The sequence below is a fragment of the Treponema sp. OMZ 788 genome, assembly GCF_024181245.1.
GTDB lineage: Bacteria > Spirochaetota > Spirochaetia > Treponematales > Treponemataceae > Treponema_B.
In genome coordinates this window covers 2,013,254-2,035,112 of record NZ_CP051199.1, presented here as the reverse complement: position 1 = coordinate 2,035,112, position 21,859 = coordinate 2,013,254, and the positions used below count along the sequence as shown (strand labels likewise).

Here is a 21,859-nt window from a genome sequence, read left to right as displayed (position 1 = left end):
TTTATTTTTTTGCAAATTGTGCTAACATTCTTCTTATGGCTAATGATAACTTGTACACACGCAAGATAGAACCTGCACCCGACAAGCCTGTCCAAAACGGAAAATCGAATTTCGGAACCTTTTCAGGCTGCTTTAAAAAATTCGACATAAAAGGGCTTTATCGGGTGTTCGGTAATTTGCCCCTCCCTAGGATAATTTCCAACGGAAGAATTTCGGGAACGATGAGGTTTTTGTTTTGCGATGATGAGGTAATAGGAGAAATGACCTTTTTTTCGTGCTATGTTTTCTCCTTTATGGAAACAACCTTTTGGCTTCGTAAAACTCAGCAAAAATATGCCTACCGGCAATACCTGCCGGGCGGCTTTATTCATATTCCTAAGCACATAAGATACAGCGTTACCGCCTGCCGTAAGCCCTATAGATATGCCCGCATCTTTTCCCGTTTATCTCATGGCAAGCTCCATGCAGATTTTGACTTTTTAGCCCGTGATGCCCGTCCATCCTGCGAGGGCCGCATCGATTTGGATATTCGGGATAAGGAGGCCTTGGATTTTTCCTGCGTAATTCCCAACTATGTAAGCCGCCGCTGTATGGCCATGTACATGCAGACAGGCACGGTAAAGGGCTGGATAAGTTTGGGCTATAACGAAGATATTCAGTTAAAAAAAGAAACAGCCGTCGGGGTCTTTGATGTGCGTAAGTCCTACACAGGTTTTAGGTCAAAGCGCACTCTTTTAAACGGGCTCGGTAAATTTGAAGGCAAATCCTTGGTCTTTTATCTTGCAAATTCGATAGCTGCTGACAGCAATAAATACAACGACAATATGATGCTCTATGACGGTAAGCGTACTCCTCTTCCTCCCGTTAAAATTACCCGTCCCTTCGGTATCATGGGAAAATGGATAATACAGGATACCGAAAGCATGGTAGACCTTGTATTTTTTCCCGTTTCAAAAAACTACAAGCGGGTAAATGCCGCCGTTTTTAGGACCGAGTACAGCACCGTTTACGGTCATTTTGAAGGAACTCTTTTGACGGCCGACGGAGAAGAGCTAAAACTAAAATCCTTTCCCGGCATCGCCAAAAAATACAATCTTAGAATATGATGATTAAAATAGAAGGGGTAGAAATCGAATGGGCAGAATCCAAGGGACGGAAACTCAGGCTTACCGTATCGCCCAAAACGGCCATCCCCTGTATTCATGTTCCGAAAAACTATCCTCAAAGTAAGGCTCTTGAGTTCATAAAAGAAAACATCGCATGGATTAAAAAACATCAGGCACGAATTGAGGAAAAGATTTTTAAGAAGAATGTAAAGGCCTCATTGAAGGACGGCTCCACGGTGAGTTTATGGGGGGCCGATTATAAGATCAAAATACTAAGGGCTAAAAAAAATGCAGGCGTTGCGGTCGATGACGATTTTATCTATTTAAAAGAGCCTCCCGGAGCCGATCCCAAAAAACGCCCTTCAATCTTAAACCGCCTTTATAAAAAGGAGCTTGAGCTCTATGTCGAAGAAATCCTCCCCCTTTGGGAGGCCAAGATAAAAGAATCCGCCTCCGAGATAAAATACAGGGATATGAAAAGCAAGTGGGGCTCATGCAATTCTTATACGGGCATAATCACCTTAAACACAAAACTCGCCGCCCTCCCTTGCGAATGTGCCGAGATGGTGCTGGTACACGAGTTTGTTCATTTTAAGGAAAGGCTTCATAACGGCCGCTTTAAGCGGTACATGACCAAATACCTCCCCGATTGGAAGGAGAGGGTAAAGATGTTGAATTCGGAAGAGTATTAGAGAGGGAGCCCCAAACAAGGCTTGGGGAAATGTTGAAAGGAGAAGATCTCTTCTTGCTTAGTGATTTGAATTTAAGTATTTGCCAATCAATTGAGTTTATGGCAGCCGGTAACTCAAAATCGGATCTGTTGATTTTTTTAAGAAAAAGATGTAATATTGCCTTAAGTTTATAAATTCGTATCTGTTCTGTATAATAAAATTTCTATATTTGGAGAATTGTATTATGAGTAAAATATTACCTGCCAAACATCTTTCTACAAGATTTGTTATCGGAGCCTTGCTTGATACTTTTTGGGTTACTGTTGGAAGTATACTTGCAGCAGTTGCCTTACAGTTTTTTCTTATTCCCGGAACAATTGCACCGGGAGGGGTGAGCGGTTTGTCGGTTGCCATCGAGAAGTTGACCGGTATAAGGGTATACATATCGAATTTGGTTATAAACGTTCCCTTATTTATCTTTGGAGCAAAACTCTTAGGAAAAAAATCGGCTGTTTTTACCCTTCTTTCTATTTTGGTTCTTTCGGGTGTTTTGGCTGTTTTGCCTCAAGATTTTGTGTTTACCAATGACCTTTTTTTGCAGGCAACCTTCGGAGGAATTCTTTTAGGTGTAGGTTTGGGGCTTGTGTTTAAGCGCGGAGCTACCACAGGCGGAACCGACCTTGCCGGAGCTATTGTAAATAAGCATTTTCCCGGGCTAAGTATTGCAAAGGGAATGGCCATAGCAGACTTTGTAATAGTAATCTTTGCAGGTGTTGTAGATAATAACCCGAATACTTCGCTTTATTCTTTAATCGCTCTTTTCTTTTGTACAAAGATAGCAGATATGATTCTTGACGGCTTCGGTTACTTTAAAGGCTTTTTCATCGTCAGTTCAAGGCCTGAAGAAATCGGAGATGCTCTTATGAGTAAGCTTGAAAGAGGGGTTACCCTCCTTCGTGGGGAGGGTATGTATTCAAAGCAGGATCGGCCTGTTCTGCTCTGTGTTGTAAGCCGAGCTCAATTTGTAAGAGCAAAAGAAATAATAACCGAAATCGACGAACGAGCTTTTATTATGGTTTGCGATATGCAGGAAGTTTACGGTCTCGGCTTTAAGCAAAAAAATAAAGTAAGCATTTTTTGATGGTATAGGTGTGCATATGGATTCAGGAATTTTTATTACGGATAATAGATTAAAGTTTTCACAAGAGCTTGCAAATAAACTTAGAGATAAGGGCTTAAAGGTTTGTTTGAGTTCGGAATATAAAGAAGATAATAAAGAAAGCGGTGTTACTACAGAAATAGAATGGAACCGATCTTCCCTTTTTTCTCTTCAGGCTATTCCTCTAAAATTAAAAAATATAAATATTGCGGCTGATACATCAATTTTGATTTTTGATGCTCCTGCTTATTCCAAAATATATTCGGGGACTGATGCTCTTTCAATAGACAGAACCATCAGCGATCTTATTTCTGCAAATGCGGCTCTTTCTTTGGTTTTAAAAAATTACTACATTAAAAAAGCCCAAGGCCGCGTAATTTTTGTGCACCGTGATGCAGATGTCCCTTGCGGTAATCCTAATGTTTCGGCAGCATCAGCAGCCTTTGCCCGTATTGCAGAAGAAACGGTTGACTCTGTAAGACAGGCTGATCTTCCCGGGGTGCAAACTCTTTTGGTAAAATTGGAAGGCTTTGAAGATGAGGTATTTGCAGATTGGATATGTAATCAGCTGGATTCGCCTGTTCTTTCCCGAAGTCCCGGCCGATGGGTAAAAGCCGGACAACGAGGTTTCTTCGGTAAATAAGTATTTAGCACATAAAGGGGGCTTTTAGCCAGGTGAGTTCGTGTTTGTTTGCCGTAAGATGAACTACCTTTGAGTTCGGAATTGCCGCAAATTTTTTTACGGTTTCGTTATCCGGCTCTCCCTGCATCTTTATCGTGCATATAAACTTTTCGCAAAGGCCTGATTCAATCCATTTTATAATCCATTCATAAAGTCTCGGAGGATAGCAGATTACATCCGAGCAAAGCCAATCTATTCTTCCTATTTCTTCAGGTTTTAAAGTGAAGGCATCATGCTTTATAAATTCTATATTTTTCTTTGCCATTAAATCCGGCCGCAAGGGGCTTCTGTCGATAGCGATGATTTTGCAGCCCAAACTGTCCAGCACCCAGCTCCAGCCTCCCGGGCAGGCTCCTGCATCGAGGCAGATGGAAGAAGCTCCCGGCAGGGAATTCTTTTTTTCGAAAAACTCTGAGTGCAGGGATAGATCGTTTTCTGAAAGCTCTGCGGACATGGATTCTTGTTTTTTGATAAATCCGTTTTTTTCTTGATATCGTTTTAAGTAAAAATTTAAGAGGGTTAAGGCTTCCCGCATTTTTAAGTATGCCCGGCTCGGCGGATTTATCTTGTCCTCCTTAAAGAAAATTTCTCCGCGGGGGAAGGGACTTGAAGTTTTGGCCGAAGCGAAAATTTGATTTTCATTTAAGAGTGTCCATATTCCCATTTCGGCCGCCGGAACATCATAGGGAAAGTCCCTCTCTTTCTTGCTTATAAATGGAAGCTTTTTTTCGATTAGTTCTGCCCGTCTAAAACAGTTAAAAGGAACAAAGGCCCAGTTTCTTTGGATTGAACGCAAAATATCGGCAGCCTCGCTTATGCTCGAAAACTCTGCTATAAAGGGTTCTTCCATACAAAGTCGCTTCCAAAAAAATATCTTTAGGAAAATTTTCTCTATAAACTATGTTACCATAGGCAGCTGCATCTTTGGGAAGATTTGTAATTTCCATAGGAGACTCGCCATGCGGAATCCCTAATTCATCAAGAAGGTGATTTTCAAATTGAGGAACGGTGAGCCAGGCTCTGCCTTTTAATAATTTTATACGCGGGTCATCTTTTAGCATAATTTTTATATTCTCTTAAAAATAATATTTTCTGTTTTTTCCCTTAGCTTGTCAATCGGGTATTTTTATGATATTATTACCATTATCTAATATAGTTTTATGGAGGTATTTTAAAATGTTTGAATTTAAAAAGAAAGGCCTAGGCCTTATTTTTATGTCTGTATTGTTTATTTGTGTTCTATCTTTTTTTTCTTGCAATGCAAAAGAAAGAAATGAACAGCCTGCCGATAAGGCTGATACTGCCGAGCCTAAGGCTGAGGTTGTTGCCGAAGTATCGGAGCCTGAAAAAACTGAGGAAAGTTCGGCTTCAAAAAAAAGCATAGAAACAATAATTTACAACAATCTTTTGAATTCGGAATTTGAAAAAAAAACGAATGCACCTAAGGCTCATCAAAAATATTTACACGATAAACTTGTTTTTAAAGATTTCCCTTTTAGTGAGGTGAAACAAGGAAAGACAGCTGTTGTCGGAAGCGATGTTTGTTTGTTCTATCCTAATGCAGAATTAAAATCTGAAGAAGATTTAGAAAAGCTGCCTAAGGGAATACCTATTCCATTTGGTACGGTTTTAAACATTGAAGAAGATTTTATAAAATTACCGCCTAAGGATGAAAATGACGAATTCGATTTCGGTGTTTTTAGCTTTCAAGAAAATCAAAATTATTTTTACCGCACAATTTGGAATGGTGAAAAAGGTCTTGTCTTTGGAGCCGATCTTACAGGTCTGGATAATGATTTGAAAAAAAATCAAATGATGTCCATGCGTTATTTAACAAATGGTGCTCCTAAAGAATTTTACCCGGTATTCGGTTATGATTTTTTAAGCAAAGATCATCAGGCTCTCTTGGAAAGGGATAGGTTAATTTTTGAAAAAGTTAAGCCGGATGAATATTATATGAATATTATGTCCGGAGATGATATGATTGCCTTGTATGGAAATCATTACGGTTATCATTATGATTCATATGGAGATAATTATAACGGAACTCTTCTCATGGAAGACGGCACTACGCTTTTTATTACAACCGATTTAATGGCCCATGCAAAGCATCTTCTTTTTGACAGAACCTTACAAAGTATTGAAGAGAAGTTTTTTGTTCCAAGACTCCTTGAACTTGTAACAGCCTTTGAAGCCGGTTTAAATAATGTAAATCAAAAAGGCTTTCCTACAGCAAGACCTGAAACCTTAGAAAAGGCTAAACTTTATTTTCAAGTTGCCCGTGCCCTCTTGGAGCTGGCACCCGAATCTGTAACCGAAAAAAATGAATACGGCTCTAATGAGGTCGTTTATAAAGAACCCGATAGAAATGAAGTTCTTGCAAAATATCCTAAAACGGTAAGTGAAGAAATAAATCTTATCGATGAGGCTCAAGGCCCTTCAGTTTCTCCTCTTTTTACATTTGAGGATGAAGTTTTCACAAAAGAAGATTATTCTCAATATAAGCCGAGAGGGCACTACACAAAAAACGGCATCTTGTCCGCTTATTTTAGGGCTATGATGTGGTTCGGCCGCACCCATTTTCTAATTGCCGATAAGGGGCCTGAAGTTTTAGCACAAGACGGAACGGCCGCTTCAGATGCGGATGCATTGACCTTGCACATGGAGCCCATAGCTCTTTTGATTACCGAGCTTGTAAAAAACGATGAAGAGCTTTATAAAAAATGGGCAGCTCTTTTTGATCCTATAACCGATTTAATCGGTTTATCCGATGACCTTTCTTTTAAAGAGGTTTTACCTCTTTGGAAACACTATAATGTAAAAGACTTTGAAAAATGGGCAAGCGATAAAAACAACTTACTCGCATTTATGAAGTCGGCTCACGAAAAACTAAGACCTCCTGCAATAGCTGGCTCCTCCGCCTTCTACACAGCTGCCGAAGGAACCGATGAAGAAAGAAGGCCTCCCATGGGTTGGAGGCTTTTCGGGCAGAGGTTTATCTTTGATTCTTATGTTCACGGTTTGGTAAGCTCTCCTAGAATGTACGGACGCACCCATGTTAAGGGGCTCGATATTATGAAGGCTATGGGCTCAAAGTCTGCCGATGTATTGCTGCAAAAAGATTACTCCGATTTTCACGATTTAAAAACGGTTCTTGATAAGATTGAAAAAGAAGCCGTATCTTCTCCCGACGAAATATTGGGAAAGACCTATTACGGTAAAACCTTAAAAGAGATAGCCTTGCAGGCCCGCTTTGAACAAGGCTCCGGTTTTTATTTTACCGAAAGCCCCGCATGGAGTGTGAAGTCCTTATTGTCGGCTCACGGAACATGGGCCGAGCTAAGGCATGATACTATTCTATATACAAAGCAAGCTTTTGCAGGGCTTGGAGGCGGCCCCGGTGCCGATCTTACCTATAGGATAAAAAAGGTTCCCTATCCTGTGCATTATATAGAACCCAACTTGGCATTTTGGGAAAACGCAGCTTCTTCTGTGGATGTGCTCATAAATGCATTAAAACCTTATAATCTTATAGATGAAAAGAATTTGCAAAAGCTTGAAATGTTTAAAAAAACGGCCTTGCATGCAGCCGATATTGTTAAGCTTGAAATTGCAGATAAGCCCGTTTCTGAAGCAGACTTAAAATGGATAACAGTTATGCCGGCCTTCTTGGCCCGTATTCTTATGCCTTCGATAAATGCATATGTTGAGCCTGAGCAGCTTCGTATGGCCTTGGTTGCCGATGTTTTTACAAATGCGGAAGCAGGCTTTGTCCTTGAAACGGCCGTCGGTATTCCCTACAGAATTTATGTTCCCTTAAATGATGCTCAAGGCGGAAAGCGGATAGCTGTCGGTTATTGTTTTAACTATTACGAGTTTGAACAAGACATTGCCAACCGCCTTACAAACGAAGAGTGGAAGAAAAGGGTCTATGCCGATGAAGACATGGAAGACTTAAAACCTTTTTGGGCTCAAAATATTTCTTTTTAAAAGAACCGTCTTTGATGGATTTTTATTTTAGCTGATATGAAATTTATAAGAATCTTGTTTCTTATTTGTTTTTGTCTGACGGCCTGCGGTAAAAGCGGCGGGCCTGAAGACTCCAAAAAAATTTTCGAAACATGGAGCTCTGATGGGGACCGGCCTCCCAAGACAAGGTTTATCCCAAAGGAGGCTTCCTTGCCCGCGGGAGCCAAGCCTTGGGGCGGTACGGTAAGCCATCATCTTTTAACCGATGCCTTAATCAACGATTGGTTTACCGAACTTGCCGATGCAAGAAAAATAAAAACTTTTTATATTTTAAGTCCATCCCATTGGGGGCTGTCCTTATATGATTTTTCTTTGACTCAAGGATCGTGGAATACTGAAGACGGGCTTGTTCATTCCGACAAGGAAAGGAGCGAAAAACTTGCCGGGCTTTTTAATGTTCCGTTTGATGATGAGGTTTTTGTTTATGAGCACGGCGTTTCAACATTAATTCCCTACATAAAAAAATACTTTCCTGAAGCTAAGGTTGTTGCCGTAGCCTATCACGGAGAGCCTCCGGTAAATATGAACCTTGCAGTTAAACTTTATGATACAATCAAAAAAGTTTTTTCCGCCAAGGATGAGGATTCGTTTCTTTTGATTTCTTCCGATTTTTCGCATAAATCAGATATAGAAAAAACTGCCGAAAAAGATGCCAAGTCCCGTTATTTTTTGACAAGCCTAAAACCATCGGCTTGGACGCTCGCCATCTGCGATAACAGGCCGGCAATGTATTTGCTTTCAAAATTATTTACTGAAAAGACCCGGTGTACAATTCAGAGGGGAACCGATGCCTATAAGCTAAGCGATGAGACAGACTCTAAAGATATAACAAGTTACTTTTTTACATACTTTTGGGAAAAAGAAGATTAGGATTTTAAACTTTTTATTCTTTAAGAGACAAAATATCGGCAGCAACTGCGTTAAAAAAGTCTTCAGCTTTTTTATGGTGTTGCCGTCTTATTACATCTTGTACTTCGGCTATTTCTTCAAGCTGTCTTTGAAGCAGCTTTGTTTTATCATTGTCGATAACAATTGTTTTTCCGTCAAGCAATATCATCTTAACTTCGGTAAATGTGCCGAAGCGGGCAGGCCTTTTAAATGTTTCAATTTCGATGCTGTGGATTGCCGAAAAATTTATAATCTTTGTTTTCGGAAAAAAGAATATTCCCGCTTTTTGAACGGCTTGTTCCTTTGTGATATTGAAGTACCACGAATTTTCAAATAGACCTGCCGCTAAAAATAGGCTTCCAAAAATAAGGGCGATTATTGAATACTCTCCTTCTTTCATGGAAGATATGTTCAAATAAAAAATCGCCCCGCCGACTGCAAGAGCCGACATTCGTATCCATAATTTTAATGCTGCAAATTTTACTATCCTGTCTTTTTCGTTTTCCATAAACTTAACCTATGATTTCTATTTCGGCTGCTTTACCGTTTCTATCGGCGGAGTCGCCGCCCTTGGGATTAGGCATTTTGAAAACTCTGAATTTTACAGGCGTGCCTTCTTTGATTAATTTATCCCTGCATTTTTTATCGATATTTGTAAACGAAAAGAAAAAATCTCCGTTTTCATTTTCGATAATTCCGTAGCGGTTCATCAGCCTCTTTATTTTTCCCTTTACCTTTGGTGTTTCATTTTTGCGGCTTATTGCTTTTATCCAATAATTGGGAGGTATTCTGTCATCAGAGCTTAACTCAAAATCATCGGATAGAGCATCTATTATTTCTCTCAAAGTGTTGTGGCTGTAAGAGCGGGGATCGAATTCGGGCATAAAGTTTCGGATTGAATTTCCTAAGTCTGAAAGGCTTACCCATCCCTCTTCGGTCATGCGGGAATTTCTATAGGCATGGCAGATAAGGTCTTCGAGGGACTTAAATTTTTTACCGCTTTTTGAGTCCTCTTCATATTCTTCAGTTTCATCAAAGTTTTCAAGGTATTTAAATTCGTTGCAGGCATTTACCCAAAGAGGTTTTGCATTTGATCTACCCACTCCTAAAACATAGAGTCCATATTCTCTTAATTTTAGGGCAAGGCTGTAGTAATCCGAATCGGTAGAAACTATGCAGACAGCATTTATTCCTTGATTTGTGTTTGCAAGTTCTATTGCATCCATTATGATTGTGTTGTCGGTTGCATTGGGACCGTTTCTAAATTGCTGAACAGGACGGATGGGTACTTTTTCAAGCCAAGGTTTCCATCCGTTCATGTTTGGGGTAGTCCAGTCGCCGTAAAGTCTTTTTATTAAAACCTCTCCTTCCTTTGATACTTCGGAAATTATCGAGTCAAGGTAGGAAGGAGCTATGTTGTCTCCGTCAATTAAAATAGCATATTTTTTTTCCATTTTATAATTACCTTATTCTATTATTTCTACTTTTAAGAGGTTTGTTGATCCGGCTTTGCCAATCGGGATACCGGCAGTAAGAATTGCTATATCCCCTTTTTTTACATGTCCGGTTTTTTTTGCAATTTGGGAACAAACATCAAACATGTTGTCGGTAGATTTTATAGGATCGGCTAAAACAGGATATACATCCCAGTCGAGAGCGAGCTTCCGCATAACCTGAGGTGATTCGGTGATTGCAATGATCGGTACCTTGGGTTTAAATTTTGAAAGAGCCCTAGGCGTTATTCCCGACGCGGATGCCGTTATGATTGCATTTGCATCAAGGGCCAGGGCAGTTGAGCAGGTGGCTCTTGCAATGGCATTTGTAATTGTTGTTTCATGAAGAGAAACATTTTCAAGAAAGAGTTTTTCGTAATCTAATGTTTCTTCTATAGATTTGGCGATTGAAGTCATCATGCTTACGGTTTCGACAGGGTATTCTCCGGCTGCCGTTTCTCCGGAGAGCATTACGGCTGATGTTCCGTCTAAGATTGCGTTTGCGACATCTGTAACTTCAGCACGAGTCGGACGCAGATTGTGGGTCATAGATTCAAGCATCTGAGTTGCTGTGATAACCGGTTTTCCTGCAAGGTTAGCTTTTTTTATTAACCTCTTTTGAAGGTGCGGAATTTTTTCGGGTTCGATTTCTACTCCGAGGTCTCCTCTTGCAACCATGATTCCGTCTGCTGCTTCAAGGATTTCATCTATGTTATCCAAGCCTTCTTGATTTTCGATTTTTGCGATAATCCCTATTTTGCTGTTATGCTCTTCTAAAAGTTTTCTTATCTGTATAATATCATCTGCTCTCTGTGTAAATGAAGCCGCTATAAAATCTACATCATTTTGAACTCCGAATTCGATATCGGAAATATCCTTTTCACTCATGTAAGGAAGATTGACTCTCAACCCAGGAATGTTCACACCCTTGCGGCTTGTTAGTGTTCCCGAATTTACGGCAACACATTCTATATCGGTATCATTCAAGATATCTATAACCTGTAATTCCAACATTCCGTCGTTGATAAGGATTCGGCTTTTGGGTTTAACTTCAGCTGCAATATTTTTGTAAGAAATACTGCATATCTGATTTGTCCCTATTACATCTCTTGTGGTAATGATAAATTCTTGACCCTGTACAATTTCGGCCGGCTTTTCAAAAACTCCTAATCGAATTTCCGGTCCCTTTGTATCTAATAAGATTGCAACGGGAATTTTTAGTTCATCCCTTATTTTTTTTATTCGGTCTATTTTTACTTTATGTTCTTCATGAGTTCCATGTGAGAAATTAAGACGGCAGACATTTAAGCCGGCCTTAAACATTTCGGTCAAGACCCTTTCCGAATCGGAAGCAGGGCCGATTGTGCATACTATCTTTGTCTTTTTCATAGTATTCCTCCAAAAATCATCTTGATATGATAACATAAATTACAAAAAAATTCAAATGCCTAGGATAAAGCCGATTGAGTTTATAAATTTTTCATGCAGATATCCGATAAAAAGCAGGTTTCACATTCCGGTTTTCTGGCCTTGCAGATATATCTGCCGTGTAGGAGAATCCAGTGGTGAGCATTGAGCAAATATTTTTTTGGAGTAACTTTAAGCAGGTCTTCTTCAACTTGAATGGGCGTTTTTCCCGATGAAAGACCTATGCGCGGAGCTGTGCGGAGGATGTGAGTATCCACTGCGATTGCAGGTTTTCCGAAGCCCATGTTTAAAACCACATTTGCGGTTTTGCGGCCTACACCTGGAAGTTTTATAAGTTCTTCCATAGTATCGGGGACTTTTCCTGCATACTCGTTTTGGATTATGCGGCTTAATTCAAAAATGCGCTTTGCCTTTGTCGGGTATAAATTTATTGTTTTTATGTACTCGCGAATTCCTTCTTCGCCCAGCTCTATCATTTTTTGAGGCGTGTCGGCTGCTTTAAACAAAGGGCCTGTTGCCTTGTTTACGCCGACATCGGTAGCCTGAGCCGATAGAACCACCGCTACCAAAAGAGTGAAAATATTTGCAGAGTGTAATTCGCCTTTAGGGTTAGGGTTATTCTTTTTTAGGCGGCGGTATACTTCTTCGATTTTGTCCTTATCCAATAAATTCATCTTGAATCCTTATATAGAATTTACTATGAGTTAAAACTTTTAAGCCAGCAAAGGATGGTATCAAGGGCAAGCTTTGTGTCTCCGCATTGACAGTGATCCGAGGCCTCTTCTTCCTTTGTAAAAAGGCGAAGAGAAACGGAGCGAGCATTTACAAGAGAATCGATTTCAGGCTTGTATAAACGCCAATCGATAAAGTGATCGGTCTTTCCGTGCAAGATTAAAATGTCTTGAGTTATTTTATCGGCAATATTAAGGATCTGAAAATTATTTAAGTTTTTTAAATAATGATAGGGGCTCGGCATCGAATAAGCATGCATACCATGTTTAAAAACCCACTCCATCATAGGATCTTTTTTCATTTTTTGTCTTGCAATAAAATTGACTATATGCTTACAGCCTAACTTCAATAAAAAAATGAGGAGGGTTTTTAAAACACATGGAAGGTGGTAGAGGGCTACCGACATAAAATTCGGAAATACCGACCATGCTATAATTTTCTTTATTCTTTTTTCAAAGGCGGCAGCACGTGGGGCCAACATTCCTCCTAAGGATACTCCTATAATTATTACATCGTTCAAGTTGAAGGCATCTAAGATTGCAGAAACAGGTTCTTCCCATTTATAGGTGAATCCCATTTTTTGTACACGCAGCACGCCTCCCTGTCCGGGACCTTCAAAAAGAAAAAACCTCATAGCCGTTTTCGGAAAGGTACAGAATAGGAAAAAGGAATTCTTCCATATAGCTGTCATTTCCTCCATGGAGCAATATGGTTCCCAATTTTTCACCCTTTGCTTGAACATGCAGCACAGGAAGATTTATGTTTTTATACGGAACGGATAGTTTTTCTACAATTCCTTCATCGAAATATTTTTGATAGTGCTTATAAAAAAGATCTACTGCAAGACTGTAATATTTTAGTTTGTTCGGATTATCATCGCTCATAAAGAATTCGCTCATGCGGTAATAAGCAATGCTTTCCTCAGTTCTTCCCTCATTTAAGGCCTTGTCGCCTAAGTCTATTAGAACATTCTGCCAGTCTTCACAAGTTTTAATCGATGATGAAACCTTTTTAACTTCTTCTAAATTCCCTCCGTCCCAATTAATTAAACGGTTTAGCTGAAAGTTGAAATTCTTTTCATCATTTAACTCATACATTCCCTTTTTAAAATTAGTCATAAACTCCTCCAATTTCCAATCATACTTTTCTTTTTACCGGCCTTAGCTTAGGCGAACCTGAAAACTTGCAGCCCATGATAAAAAGAATCGGAACCAAAATTAAAAATACGGGCACTACCGCAATAAAGGCAACGAATAAATCGTATTTATCGCCTACTATTCCCATTATAAAACTTGCAGTGCTGTAGCCGGGCACGCCGAAACATGATAAAAAAATCATAAGAGCTGTCGCATCTACCGGAAGGATGGCTGCGGCAAAGGATTGAATTGTCGGCCAAAGGCATGCAAGGCAAAGCCCCATACAAAATAAAAAAGCAGCCAAACCGAAAAGAGAGCTTACAAAAATAAATAAGAGGCTGACTATAAATGATGCAATTGAAGAAACTATTATCGCTTTTTGGATAGAAACTTTTTCTAATACTCTGCTGTTTAAGGATCTTCCGATAAACATTCCGAGGGCAAAGCTCGCTGTTACAATTCCTGCATAAAAGGCAGAGGCCTTTAGATAAAGCTGAATTAAAGTAGCCGACCAAAAAGCAAAGGCTCCTTCGGCTCCTCCTGCAAAGAAGAGGGCAAGGCCGAAAAACCAAAAAGAGGGCAGGGAAAATATTTCTTTAAAGGCTGCCTTACTTCCGTCCGAAGGCGGAAGTTTTATTTTTTTTGATGAAGGATAGGAAAGGCAAATTAAGAGAGCAAAGATAGATAGGCCTATATAAATGTATCTCCAGTTGACTCCTATTGAAAGTATGTAGCCGAAGCCTATCAAGCCGGAACAAGTTCCCAAGGGCCAGAAGGCGTGCATCATATTCATCTTGGCTCCCGTATCGTTCGGGTATAAATCGTTTACTATGGGAGTCAGCAGGGCTTCCATATTTGCAACTCCCAAGCCCATGCAAAGGGCGCTTAAAAGAGCCGTAACAAAGTTGATGCTTTTTGAAAAGAAAAAAAGCCCTGCGGTTAATATCAAAAGAGATACTCTTAGTACCTTTATCTTACCGAATTTTGCGGCAAAGATGGGGCTTATAAAAAGAATTATCATCTGCTCGATAGCACAAAGCATTCCGAATAAGCCCGCTTGTGTCAGCGAAAAAATTTAAGTCTCTTTTAATATTTACAAGGCATATCGAGATTGCAATAGAAGAAAGAGAATAAACCAAAAAACTAAGACCTGAAACATTGAAGGTTCTTTTTCGTAAATCTTTCATAAGGAATTAAGATTATGATAGTGCTTTTTATAGGAATAGTCAAGGGTAGCTATATTTCCTCTTGGAATGGATTTATAAGTGAAATGTCTTGATATTTTTGTCCTGAATTTAAATCTTCGGATATAATCAATTTACAATTAGCTTTTTCAGCAGCAGCAATAATTAATGAATCCCAAAAGGATATCTGTGATTCTATACTTATCTTTATAGCATTTTCTGTTAATTGTAAATCACTTGCTATAATTTCCATATTTTTAAAATTCTGGACTATAGTTTTTATAAGATTTTTGTCTATGCTTAATTTTTTAGTTGCAGCAACGTAGAATTCATTTATTACCTGCGCAGATATTACCGGTTTGTTTTCATAAATTACCTTTCTTAATATATTGCGTGCTTTATTCATTTTATCATTATCTCGATTGTCAAGTGCGTAAACAAGTATATTTGTATCAATAAATATTTTATTCACGATATAACTCATCCCTTGTCCATTGTTTTTTTTCTGTAGAAATAGAAACTTTATCCATTAAAGAAAATGTATCATCCAGCCATTTGTGTTTTTGAGAGTGAATTGTTTGTTCAAGCAATTTACGAATTAGGCTATTGAAAGAAATATTTTGATTTTTAGCATATTCCTGTCCGGCTGTTAATATATCTTCATCAAGGCTTAATGTTATATTTTTCATTGTAATCCTCCTTAGATAATTATATATAATTTTTCCAAAAAAAACAAGATTCGATGTGATTTTATCAACAATAAACTTATCAAAAAAATTCCAATTGCGTTTGCTGTTTATCTTCAAACTTGTTTAAATATGAAAAAATCTTATCGGGATTATGTTCGATGCCGTTTTCTTTGCAGAGTTTAAAAAATAAATTCATAAGGCTTGCATTATGAGGACTCATTACCGAGTAGTTTTCCCCGTATAGGCTTATATATTTTTGTTTTAGACCCGGAAAATGCCGGTCAAGTTTTTTATAAAAGAATTCCCTATTACCCTTTCTTAGAGTGAGCCCCATCCCGAATGAAATTATTCCTAAGACCTTAGCTTCAATACAATACCTCAAAATGCCTTCTATGTTTTCCGGATTATCGTTTATAAATGGAAGAATGGGAGTAAGCCAAACCACAGCCGGAATTCCTTCTTCATTCAGCTTTTTTAATACATTAAATCTTTCGCTTGTTACGGCAACATTGGGTTCCAGTATTTTACACAAGTTGTCATCATAAGTTGTCAGTGTCATTTGAACAACGCATTTTGTTTTTTTGTTTATTGCTTTTAGAAGATCCAAGTCTCGAAGTATGAGGGAAGATTTTGTTATCAAGGTAAAGCCGAAACCGTATTTGTAAATTGTTTCGATAATTTTTCTTGTAAGACCTAGTTCTTTTTCAAGAGGCAGATAGGGATCTGTCATTGAGCCCATTCCGATCATACACTTTTTTCTTTTTTTTCGTAAGGCTTCTTCCAAAAGTTCTACTGCATTTTCTTTGACTTCGATATCTTCAAAGTCATGAGCCATTTGATAGCATTCACTTCTTGAATCGCAGTAAATGCAGCCGTGAGAGCAGCCCCGATAAATATTCATTCCGTTTTTTGGAGATAGAATTCCTTTTGCTTTTACAAAATGCATGCGATATTATAATTCCTCAATCTTCCAATCCTGAATAGTCCTTTTTTTTTCATCAAAATTTGTACCTACGATGATGATTTTTTTACCGCTGCCCGAATATTTACCGGCATAGTTTTTATCTTTGATTTGTTTTATAGCGTCTTCAGCCGTTCCGGTTGAGATGAGTTTAAATTCAAATATATAAACCTTATCTTTTAATTCAACAATACAGTCGGCTCTCCCTGTTGCACAATGTACTTCCGTGTGTACAAATTGGTTCATAAGTGCGAACACAAGATAAACCGCTGTTTGATAGTTTTGCTCGCGCAAGGTAAGATCTTTTTCTGTGAAATTATCGTATGGAATTCCGGATATTATGCCCTTCATCTTTTGCATAAGACCATCCACATCTCCGGCCTCGATTTGCTCATAGAATTCCCAAATTGAAAGTCCTGTTTTGTCGGTCCGTATCGGGGTGTAAGCGGGAAGCAAATTATCTAAAAAACCGTACCTTACCTCATCGTTAGGAAAACCTAAACGGTAAAGTCTCGAAAAATCGTTATAATCTTTAATTGTCAAATAGCCCGATTGAAAAAGAATCGGCAGCGGATTAATTGCATCTGCCCTGTAAGTCTCTAAGCCGGCTTCGTTCATTTTTACATTACCGTCAAGGTCGGGAATATTATAATGAGCTCTTTTTAAATAGTTGACTAAGAAGGTCGGAGTACCTGTTGCGAACCAATAGTCTCGCATCCTTCCGGCGGCAAAAACATTTAACAAGCTAAAAGGATTGTACATATTTTTTCCAATCTCGGAAAATTTATAACCGTCATATCTTTGCTTTAGCTTTGTAAGAACGTCTTCATAGCTTATGTCATTTTTTTCTGCAAGAGATCTAATTTCAGGTTTAAAGTCTTCTTCAAGTTCTTCTTGTGAGATACCGCAGAGAGCAGAATAGTCCGGCAACAGGCTCAAATCTCTAAGATTATTTAAATCGCTGAATATGCTAACCTTACTGAATTTTGTACCTCCCGTTAAAAATACAAAGCGTAGATATTGGTCTGCACTTTTAATCACTCCAAAAAAACTTTTTAAAATTGTGCGGTAGATTTCGTTTAGGCGCTCATCCTTCCACATAGTTTGCAGAAGAGGCTTGTCATACTCGTCAATGAGAATAACTGTTTGCTTGCCGGTTTTTTCACAGGCTGTCCTTATCAAATTTTGAAAACGGTCAGGAAGATCAAGACCTATGCTGCCGTATATTTTTTCATATTCTTGTAAAAAAGAATTAAGCCTATTTAAAAGACCTTCATTTGTATCGTAAACTCCTATGTTAAAATCCAAATAGAGCACAGGATATTCCTGCCAGATTTCTCTTTTGTCTTTTTCGCTCTCTTCAAGTTTTTCTATAGCTAAACCCTTAAATAGTTCTTTTTGACCAAGGAAGTAGGCTTTTAATGTGGAAAGAAGTAGGCTTTTCCCGAAACGGCGCGGACGGCTTAAAAAGTATGGAACAGGATTTTTAATCATATTCCATATATATTCGGTTTTATCGACATAAAAAAAGCCGTTTGTTATAAGTTTTTCAAAGCTTTGAATGCCTATGGGCATCTTTCTAATATTGCTCATATTTATTAGTATAACAGAAAAATAAAATATTGGCAATCTTATAATTACAACCGCGGATCGACAGCTTCGCTTTCGATGGCAAGAACTGCAAATGCACTTTCGTGAACTCGTCTTAATGGTTCTTTTTTTTACAAAGCGTTCAAGAGCTTCTATGCCGAGGGCAAATTCCTGTAAGGCCAGTGCCCTTTTTTTTGCCAAACCTCTTTTCTTTAAGCGGCCTAAATTTTCTTTTTCGCAATATTCCGGGCCGTAAATAATACGCAAATATTCTTTACCTCGGCATTTAACGGCGGGCTGAACGAGGCCGTGCTTTTCTGCATAGAAAACAAAATCGAAGGGCTTTATCACCATTCCTTCTCCGCCTGCCTGCGTAAGAGACAGCCACCAATTTACCGCATCTTTTATTTCATCTTCATTTTCTACATTAACTATTTTATAGGGTGTAATTTTAAAAAACGTTTTATCGGCAAGACAGATTTCCTTTATGTTTTCCATGTGCCATTCGTGATTTTTATCGGTGTGCACAAAGCCTTCCGTTGCCAAAATATGGAAGGGAGCGAGTTTATAATCATCTATGCTTTTTACTTCCCAACAATAATTGCGGTAAGAGTCAATAAATTTTTCAACCGCAATTTTCTTCTGAGTAAAGGCGGCCGATAAATTTTCTGCTCCTTCAACTCCGCGTATTTTTGTAAGAGTTAAAATTTTTTCCGCTTCCGAAAGAGCATTTATTGCAGAGGAACCTGTTGCCGCATATTGATCATGGATAAGACTTTGAGCCTTTACAGACCACGGCATGAGTTCCGCATCGAGGCAGACCCAATCGGTGCTGTGCTTTTCCCAAAAGTTTGAAAGCGTTAAGGCTCTTTGAACCTTTGTCAAAAATTCTTTTTCTATTTTTGAATCGTTAAAAAAGTTTCTTCCTGTTCGGGTATAACAAATACCGAAGCCTTCATTTGTAATTCCGAATCTTTTTTCCGCAGTTTGAATGTCCTTGCAAATAATAAGCACGGCCCTTGAGCCCATGTGCTTTTCTTCCAAGATAATTTTTTTTACTCCGCGGCTTTTGTAATAATCGATAGCTTCGATAGGGTGCTCCAAAAAATTTTCAAGGCTGCTTGTTTCAGATGGCGACATTGTGGGCGGAAGATAGATGAGCCATTTGGGATTTACGGCAAAACGGCTGACCGCTTCGAGGGCTGCAATGGACTGCTCCTCGCGGATTAGGATATTGTTTTTTAAGCGGGTTTGAATAATTCGTCTTCCTGTTACGTCTTCAATATCGAGGAGGTCATCGTTTTCATGCTGCAATGAAAACGGAATATTATTTTGATTTTCATCCTTATTCTCTTCAAGTCCAAGAGGTTTTACAGGTTCTGCATAAACTTTTTTTGCCTTAACCGATACAAGCTCCTCTTCGGGATAACGTAATGCAGTCAAGGCTCCTCCGAAAACACAGCCGGTATCTATGTCAATCGTGTTATTAAGCCATTCCGCAGCCGGCACAGGTGTGTGCCCGTAAACTACCTTTGCCCTGCCGCGGTATTCCGAAGCCCAATTATATCTTACAGGTAAACCGAACTCGTCCGTTTCGCCGGTTGTTTCTCCATATAAACAAAAAGAGCGAACGGCTCCCGATCCTCGGCCGTGCATTTCTTCTTTAAGCCCTGCGTGAGCGACGACAAGTTTTCCGGAATCCAAAACATAGTGACTTACAAGGCCGTATAAAAATTCTTTTAGATCGTTTTTAAATTCTTCGGATTCTGTTTCAAGCTGTTGAAGGGTTTCGGCAAGTCCGTGTTTTTCTTGAACTGTCTTTCCGTTTAGTTTTTTGTGAAGCTTCATATCATGGTTGCCGGGAACACAGAGGGCGGAACCGTTCCGCACCATGCTCATAACAAGTTTTAAAACTTTAGGTGAAGCCGGGCCCCTGTCTACGAGGTCTCCTAAAAAAACGGCCATGCGGTTTTCTGGATGGCTTACCTGCAAGCCGTAATTTTTTCCGTCATCGGCTGCCGAATCTATTTTGTAATTTAGTTTTTGCAAAAGTTCCACAAGCTCGTCATAACAGCCGTGCACATCGCCGATAATATCGAAAGGGCCGTGCATATCGGTTTTATCGTTATAAAGTTTTTCGCGGACAATTTCGGTAACGGAATTTACTTCTTCTTCAGATCGTAAAATATAAAGTTTTTTAAAACCTTCTTTTTTTAAATTCTTTAACGAATGTTTTAAGTCCTGCATCTGCCGTCTCAAAACTCTGGTAGAAATATTTCTGTCCGTTCTTGCTTCGTTTCTTTTTTCGCAAAGCTCTTGAGGTAAATCAAAAACAATTGCAACAGGAAGAATGTGAAAGGAGCGGGCTATGTTGAGAAGTTTTTTTCTTGCTTCTTGCTGAATATTTGTTGCATCTGCTACCGTGAGTAATCCGTTTTGCAGCCGCTTTGAAAGAATAAAGTTAAAAACTTCAAAGGCCTCGTTTGTTGCCGATTGATTATTTTCATCGTTTGAAACTATACCGCGGCAAACATCGGAAGAAATAATTTCGTATTTTTCAAAATGCTTTTTTGCAAAGCTGCTTTTACCGGAGCCCGAAACTCCGACGAGTAAAACCAATGAGGTCTTTGGTATATTAATCTGCATATTTAAATACCGCCATCTGCGACGGAGCTCCTATATTTTTTTCTTCTTCGCCTACCGGAAAAAATTCGACCGAATAATTATTTTCATCGGCAACTCTCTTTGCCCATGCTTCAAATTCTTTGCGGGTCCATTCAAAACGGTGATCCGTATGGCGCATTTTTCCGTTTGCTAAATTTTCGTATTGCACGTTGTACTCGCTATTCGGCGTTGTAAGAACAACCGTATTGGGTTGTGCAAATTTAAAGACAGCTTTTTCAAAAGCAGGCAATCTGTTTTCATCGAGGTGTTCTATTACTTCAACAACAGCGGCAGCATCAAAGCCCGAAAATCTTTTATCCCTATACATCAATGAGCTTTGAAATAAATTAAGTCTTTCTTTTTGTTTTGGCGGCATATCCTCCCAATGGAGCCTTTCCTTACATTTTGTCAATTCGGAATATGAAACATCCATACCGGCAATTTTTTCAAATTGTTTTTCTTTTAAAAGAAGGCGTATCAGTTTGCCGTCTCCGCAGCCTAGATCGATTACGCTTGCCGCTCCGCTCTCTTTTAATTTTTCGGCAACGGCATTCAGTCTTTGATCGTGGAGCCTTTCCTTTTTTTCTTTTTGAAGAGGAGAATCGGATTCTTCTTCGGTTTCGAATTGTACTGCATCTTCTTCAGCCAATGTATCAAAGGCAGAACGCACAAGGGATCTTATGTTTATCAAATAGCGTGAAACTACTAAATCTTTAGAAGGATGATTTTCAAGCCAGCCCCTTCCTTTTTGCAATAATTTATCGACCTCATCCTGCGTAATAAAATAATGCTTTTCGTTATCCAATACGGGAATTAAAACATAAAGATGAGAAAGCAAATCTTTAAGAGGTAATTTATTTTTTAATGTGAGTGTAAAATATTTTCCGTATCCCCATTCGGTAAATTTTGTATCGAGAATATGACGCTCGGCTTCGACACTGTAGCCAAGAGGTTCAAAAATGTTTTTAATCAAAAGCTCTCCGCCTCGCGGAGCGGGAAGAACTGAAATCTTTACAGTCAATGAAAGAGCTTCATCAACATATTCGGTATGCTCCTTGCAGTTTCCGTTTAGGGCACTTGAAAAGACCTTTGCAATTGCGGAGCTCATAAATGATGAAGCAACATAGGGGCGGTCGTTTACATATTGACCAAGTAAAAAATCCTTGCCAGTAAAATTTTTTGCATTGCGTACCATGCCGACAGGATCTATTTCCAAAAGCAGGGCTGCAGTAGTTTTTTCTTCCGAGTATTCGGGATAAAAAACATGAGCCTTTCCTACGGATAGTTCAGCTGTTTGTAATTTATCGGGATGCTTGTGCAGCAAAAAACTTAAAATATTCGAGTTACTTCCTTCAGCACTTATCGTTAAAAGCATTTATTTTTCCTTATTATACCATTTCTAAACAACCGGTATTTTAGCATATCGCAGATAATTTCGCAAGTAATT

At 39.0% G+C, this 21,859-nt stretch carries 18 protein-coding genes and 2 pseudogenes; 6 read left to right on the top strand and 14 right to left on the bottom strand.

From position 1 onward, the window contains the following. Positions 1 to 35 precede the first annotated feature (35 nt). The 4 genes from E4O00_RS10020 to E4O00_RS10005 all read left to right on the top strand — a co-directional run bounded on the left by E4O00_RS10020 (position 36) and on the right by E4O00_RS10005 (position 3,579). The gene (locus tag E4O00_RS10020) at positions 36 to 1,106 is read left to right on the top strand and encodes a DUF2804 domain-containing protein (RefSeq protein WP_253677226.1); all 1,071 of its coding nucleotides are present in this window, start codon (positions 36 to 38) and stop codon (positions 1,104 to 1,106) included. Further along, entirely contained in the window at positions 1,103 to 1,798 is a 696-nt protein-coding gene (locus E4O00_RS10015; RefSeq protein ID WP_253677225.1) for a YgjP family zinc-dependent metalloprotease, read from the top strand. The genes E4O00_RS10020 and E4O00_RS10015 overlap by 4 nt, the downstream gene beginning before the upstream one ends. A 223-nt stretch (positions 1,799 to 2,021) precedes the next feature. Beyond that, positions 2,022 to 2,918, top strand: coding sequence for a YitT family protein (locus tag E4O00_RS10010; RefSeq protein WP_253677224.1), 897 nt, complete (start codon positions 2,022 to 2,024; stop codon positions 2,916 to 2,918). Between the two features lie 16 nt (positions 2,919 to 2,934). Beyond that, a complete protein-coding gene (locus E4O00_RS10005) occupies positions 2,935 to 3,579 on the top strand; it encodes a hypothetical protein (protein ID WP_253677223.1) in 645 nt (214 codons plus the stop codon). A 4-nt stretch (positions 3,580 to 3,583) separates the two neighbouring features. On the opposite strand, the pseudogene E4O00_RS10000 reads toward E4O00_RS10005, so the two are convergent. Continuing rightward, positions 3,584 to 4,679: pseudogene (locus tag E4O00_RS10000) on the bottom strand (SAM-dependent methyltransferase). Positions 4,680 to 4,794: 115 nt separating this feature from the next. On the opposite strand from E4O00_RS10000, the gene E4O00_RS09995 reads away from it, so the two are divergent. After that, a complete protein-coding gene (locus tag E4O00_RS09995) occupies positions 4,795 to 7,608 on the top strand; it encodes a DUF3160 domain-containing protein (protein WP_253677222.1) in 2,814 nt (937 codons plus the stop codon). Between the two features lie 36 nt (positions 7,609 to 7,644). Next, a complete protein-coding gene (gene amrB, locus E4O00_RS09990) occupies positions 7,645 to 8,517 on the top strand; it encodes an AmmeMemoRadiSam system protein B (protein WP_253677221.1) in 873 nt (290 codons plus the stop codon). 13 nt (positions 8,518 to 8,530) lie between these two features. Here the strand turns inward: amrB and E4O00_RS09985 are convergent, their stop codons facing one another. The 13 genes and pseudogenes from E4O00_RS09985 to E4O00_RS09920 form a co-directional block, all read right to left on the bottom strand. Beyond that, on the bottom strand, positions 8,531 to 9,043 hold the full coding sequence (locus E4O00_RS09985; protein ID WP_253677220.1) for a hypothetical protein: 513 nt from the start codon (positions 9,041 to 9,043) through the stop codon (positions 8,531 to 8,533). 4 nt (positions 9,044 to 9,047) lie between these two features. Next, on the bottom strand, positions 9,048 to 9,989 hold the full coding sequence (locus E4O00_RS09980) for an NYN domain-containing protein (protein WP_253677219.1): 942 nt from the start codon (positions 9,987 to 9,989) through the stop codon (positions 9,048 to 9,050). Positions 9,990 to 10,001: 12 nt separating this feature from the next. Next, on the bottom strand, positions 10,002 to 11,417 hold the full coding sequence (gene pyk / locus E4O00_RS09975; protein ID WP_253677218.1) for a pyruvate kinase: 1,416 nt from the start codon (positions 11,415 to 11,417) through the stop codon (positions 10,002 to 10,004). A gap of 80 nt (positions 11,418 to 11,497) precedes the next feature. Continuing rightward, positions 11,498 to 12,130 carry an endonuclease III gene (nth, locus tag E4O00_RS09970; RefSeq protein ID WP_253677217.1) on the bottom strand — a complete coding sequence of 211 codons (633 nt, stop codon included), beginning with the start codon at positions 12,128 to 12,130 and terminating at the stop codon, positions 11,498 to 11,500. A 23-nt stretch (positions 12,131 to 12,153) separates the two neighbouring features. Next, a complete protein-coding gene (locus E4O00_RS09965; RefSeq protein WP_253677216.1) occupies positions 12,154 to 12,822 on the bottom strand; it encodes an alpha/beta hydrolase in 669 nt (222 codons plus the stop codon). Further along, positions 12,803 to 13,306, bottom strand: a complete 504-nt coding sequence (locus tag E4O00_RS09960; protein WP_253677215.1) for a hypothetical protein — start codon at positions 13,304 to 13,306, stop codon at positions 12,803 to 12,805. Before E4O00_RS09960 ends, E4O00_RS09965 begins: the two co-directional genes overlap by 20 nt. A 19-nt stretch (positions 13,307 to 13,325) precedes the next feature. Then, positions 13,326 to 14,366, bottom strand: coding sequence for an MFS transporter (locus tag E4O00_RS09955; protein ID WP_253677214.1), 1,041 nt, complete (start codon positions 14,364 to 14,366; stop codon positions 13,326 to 13,328). A gap of 194 nt (positions 14,367 to 14,560) precedes the next feature. Continuing rightward, complete coding sequence (locus tag E4O00_RS09950) at positions 14,561 to 14,980, bottom strand: PIN domain-containing protein (RefSeq protein WP_253677213.1); 420 nt, start codon at positions 14,978 to 14,980, stop codon at positions 14,561 to 14,563. Continuing rightward, positions 14,973 to 15,197, bottom strand: a complete 225-nt coding sequence (locus tag E4O00_RS09945) for a DUF6364 family protein (RefSeq protein WP_253677212.1) — start codon at positions 15,195 to 15,197, stop codon at positions 14,973 to 14,975. The genes E4O00_RS09950 and E4O00_RS09945 overlap by 8 nt, the downstream gene beginning before the upstream one ends. A 79-nt stretch (positions 15,198 to 15,276) precedes the next feature. Then, the gene (locus E4O00_RS09940; RefSeq protein WP_253677211.1) at positions 15,277 to 16,143 is read right to left on the bottom strand and encodes an SPL family radical SAM protein; all 867 of its coding nucleotides are present in this window, start codon (positions 16,141 to 16,143) and stop codon (positions 15,277 to 15,279) included. Positions 16,144 to 16,149: 6 nt separating this feature from the next. After that, positions 16,150 to 17,751, bottom strand: a complete 1,602-nt coding sequence (locus E4O00_RS09935) for an ATP-binding protein (RefSeq protein WP_253679719.1) — start codon at positions 17,749 to 17,751, stop codon at positions 16,150 to 16,152. Positions 17,752 to 17,922: 171 nt separating this feature from the next. After that, positions 17,923 to 20,394: pseudogene (locus E4O00_RS09925) on the bottom strand (polynucleotide kinase-phosphatase); the annotation flags it as partial. Then, positions 20,384 to 21,787 (bottom strand): 3' terminal RNA ribose 2'-O-methyltransferase Hen1, encoded by a 1,404-nt coding sequence (locus E4O00_RS09920; protein ID WP_253677210.1) that lies wholly within the window; start codon positions 21,785 to 21,787, stop codon positions 20,384 to 20,386. The gene E4O00_RS09920 and the pseudogene E4O00_RS09925, both read right to left, overlap by 11 nt. Positions 21,788 to 21,859: the final 72 nt, after the last annotated feature.

Bases quoted from the DNA above. Each gene is read 5' to 3' on its own strand.
- E4O00_RS09935 (WP_253679719.1), bottom strand. From the start codon at position 17,751: ATGAGCAATATTAGAAAGATGCCCATAGGCATTCAAAGCTTTGAAAAA.
- E4O00_RS09985 (WP_253677220.1), bottom strand. From the start codon at position 9,043: ATGGAAAACGAAAAAGACAGGATAGTAAAATTTGCAGCATTAAAATTA.
- E4O00_RS09940 (WP_253677211.1), bottom strand. From the start codon at position 16,143: ATGCATTTTGTAAAAGCAAAAGGAATTCTATCTCCAAAAAACGGAATG.
- E4O00_RS09955 (WP_253677214.1), bottom strand. From the start codon at position 14,366: ATGCTTTGTGCTATCGAGCAGATGATAATTCTTTTTATAAGCCCCATC.
- E4O00_RS09945 (WP_253677212.1), bottom strand. From the start codon at position 15,197: ATGAAAAATATAACATTAAGCCTTGATGAAGATATATTAACAGCCGGA.
- E4O00_RS09995 (WP_253677222.1), top strand. From the start codon at position 4,795: ATGTTTGAATTTAAAAAGAAAGGCCTAGGCCTTATTTTTATGTCTGTA.
- E4O00_RS09920 (WP_253677210.1), bottom strand. From the start codon at position 21,787: ATGCTTTTAACGATAAGTGCTGAAGGAAGTAACTCGAATATTTTAAGT.
- E4O00_RS10005 (WP_253677223.1), top strand. From the start codon at position 2,935: ATGGATTCAGGAATTTTTATTACGGATAATAGATTAAAGTTTTCACAA.
- E4O00_RS10010 (WP_253677224.1), top strand. From the start codon at position 2,022: ATGAGTAAAATATTACCTGCCAAACATCTTTCTACAAGATTTGTTATC.
- pyk (WP_253677218.1), bottom strand. From the start codon at position 11,417: ATGAAAAAGACAAAGATAGTATGCACAATCGGCCCTGCTTCCGATTCG.
- E4O00_RS09980 (WP_253677219.1), bottom strand. From the start codon at position 9,989: ATGGAAAAAAAATATGCTATTTTAATTGACGGAGACAACATAGCTCCT.
- E4O00_RS10020 (WP_253677226.1), top strand. From the start codon at position 36: ATGGCTAATGATAACTTGTACACACGCAAGATAGAACCTGCACCCGAC.
- E4O00_RS09965 (WP_253677216.1), bottom strand. From the start codon at position 12,822: ATGAGGTTTTTTCTTTTTGAAGGTCCCGGACAGGGAGGCGTGCTGCGT.
- nth (WP_253677217.1), bottom strand. From the start codon at position 12,130: ATGAATTTATTGGATAAGGACAAAATCGAAGAAGTATACCGCCGCCTA.
- amrB (WP_253677221.1), top strand. From the start codon at position 7,645: ATGAAATTTATAAGAATCTTGTTTCTTATTTGTTTTTGTCTGACGGCC.
- E4O00_RS09960 (WP_253677215.1), bottom strand. From the start codon at position 13,306: ATGACTAATTTTAAAAAGGGAATGTATGAGTTAAATGATGAAAAGAAT.
- E4O00_RS10015 (WP_253677225.1), top strand. From the start codon at position 1,103: ATGATGATTAAAATAGAAGGGGTAGAAATCGAATGGGCAGAATCCAAG.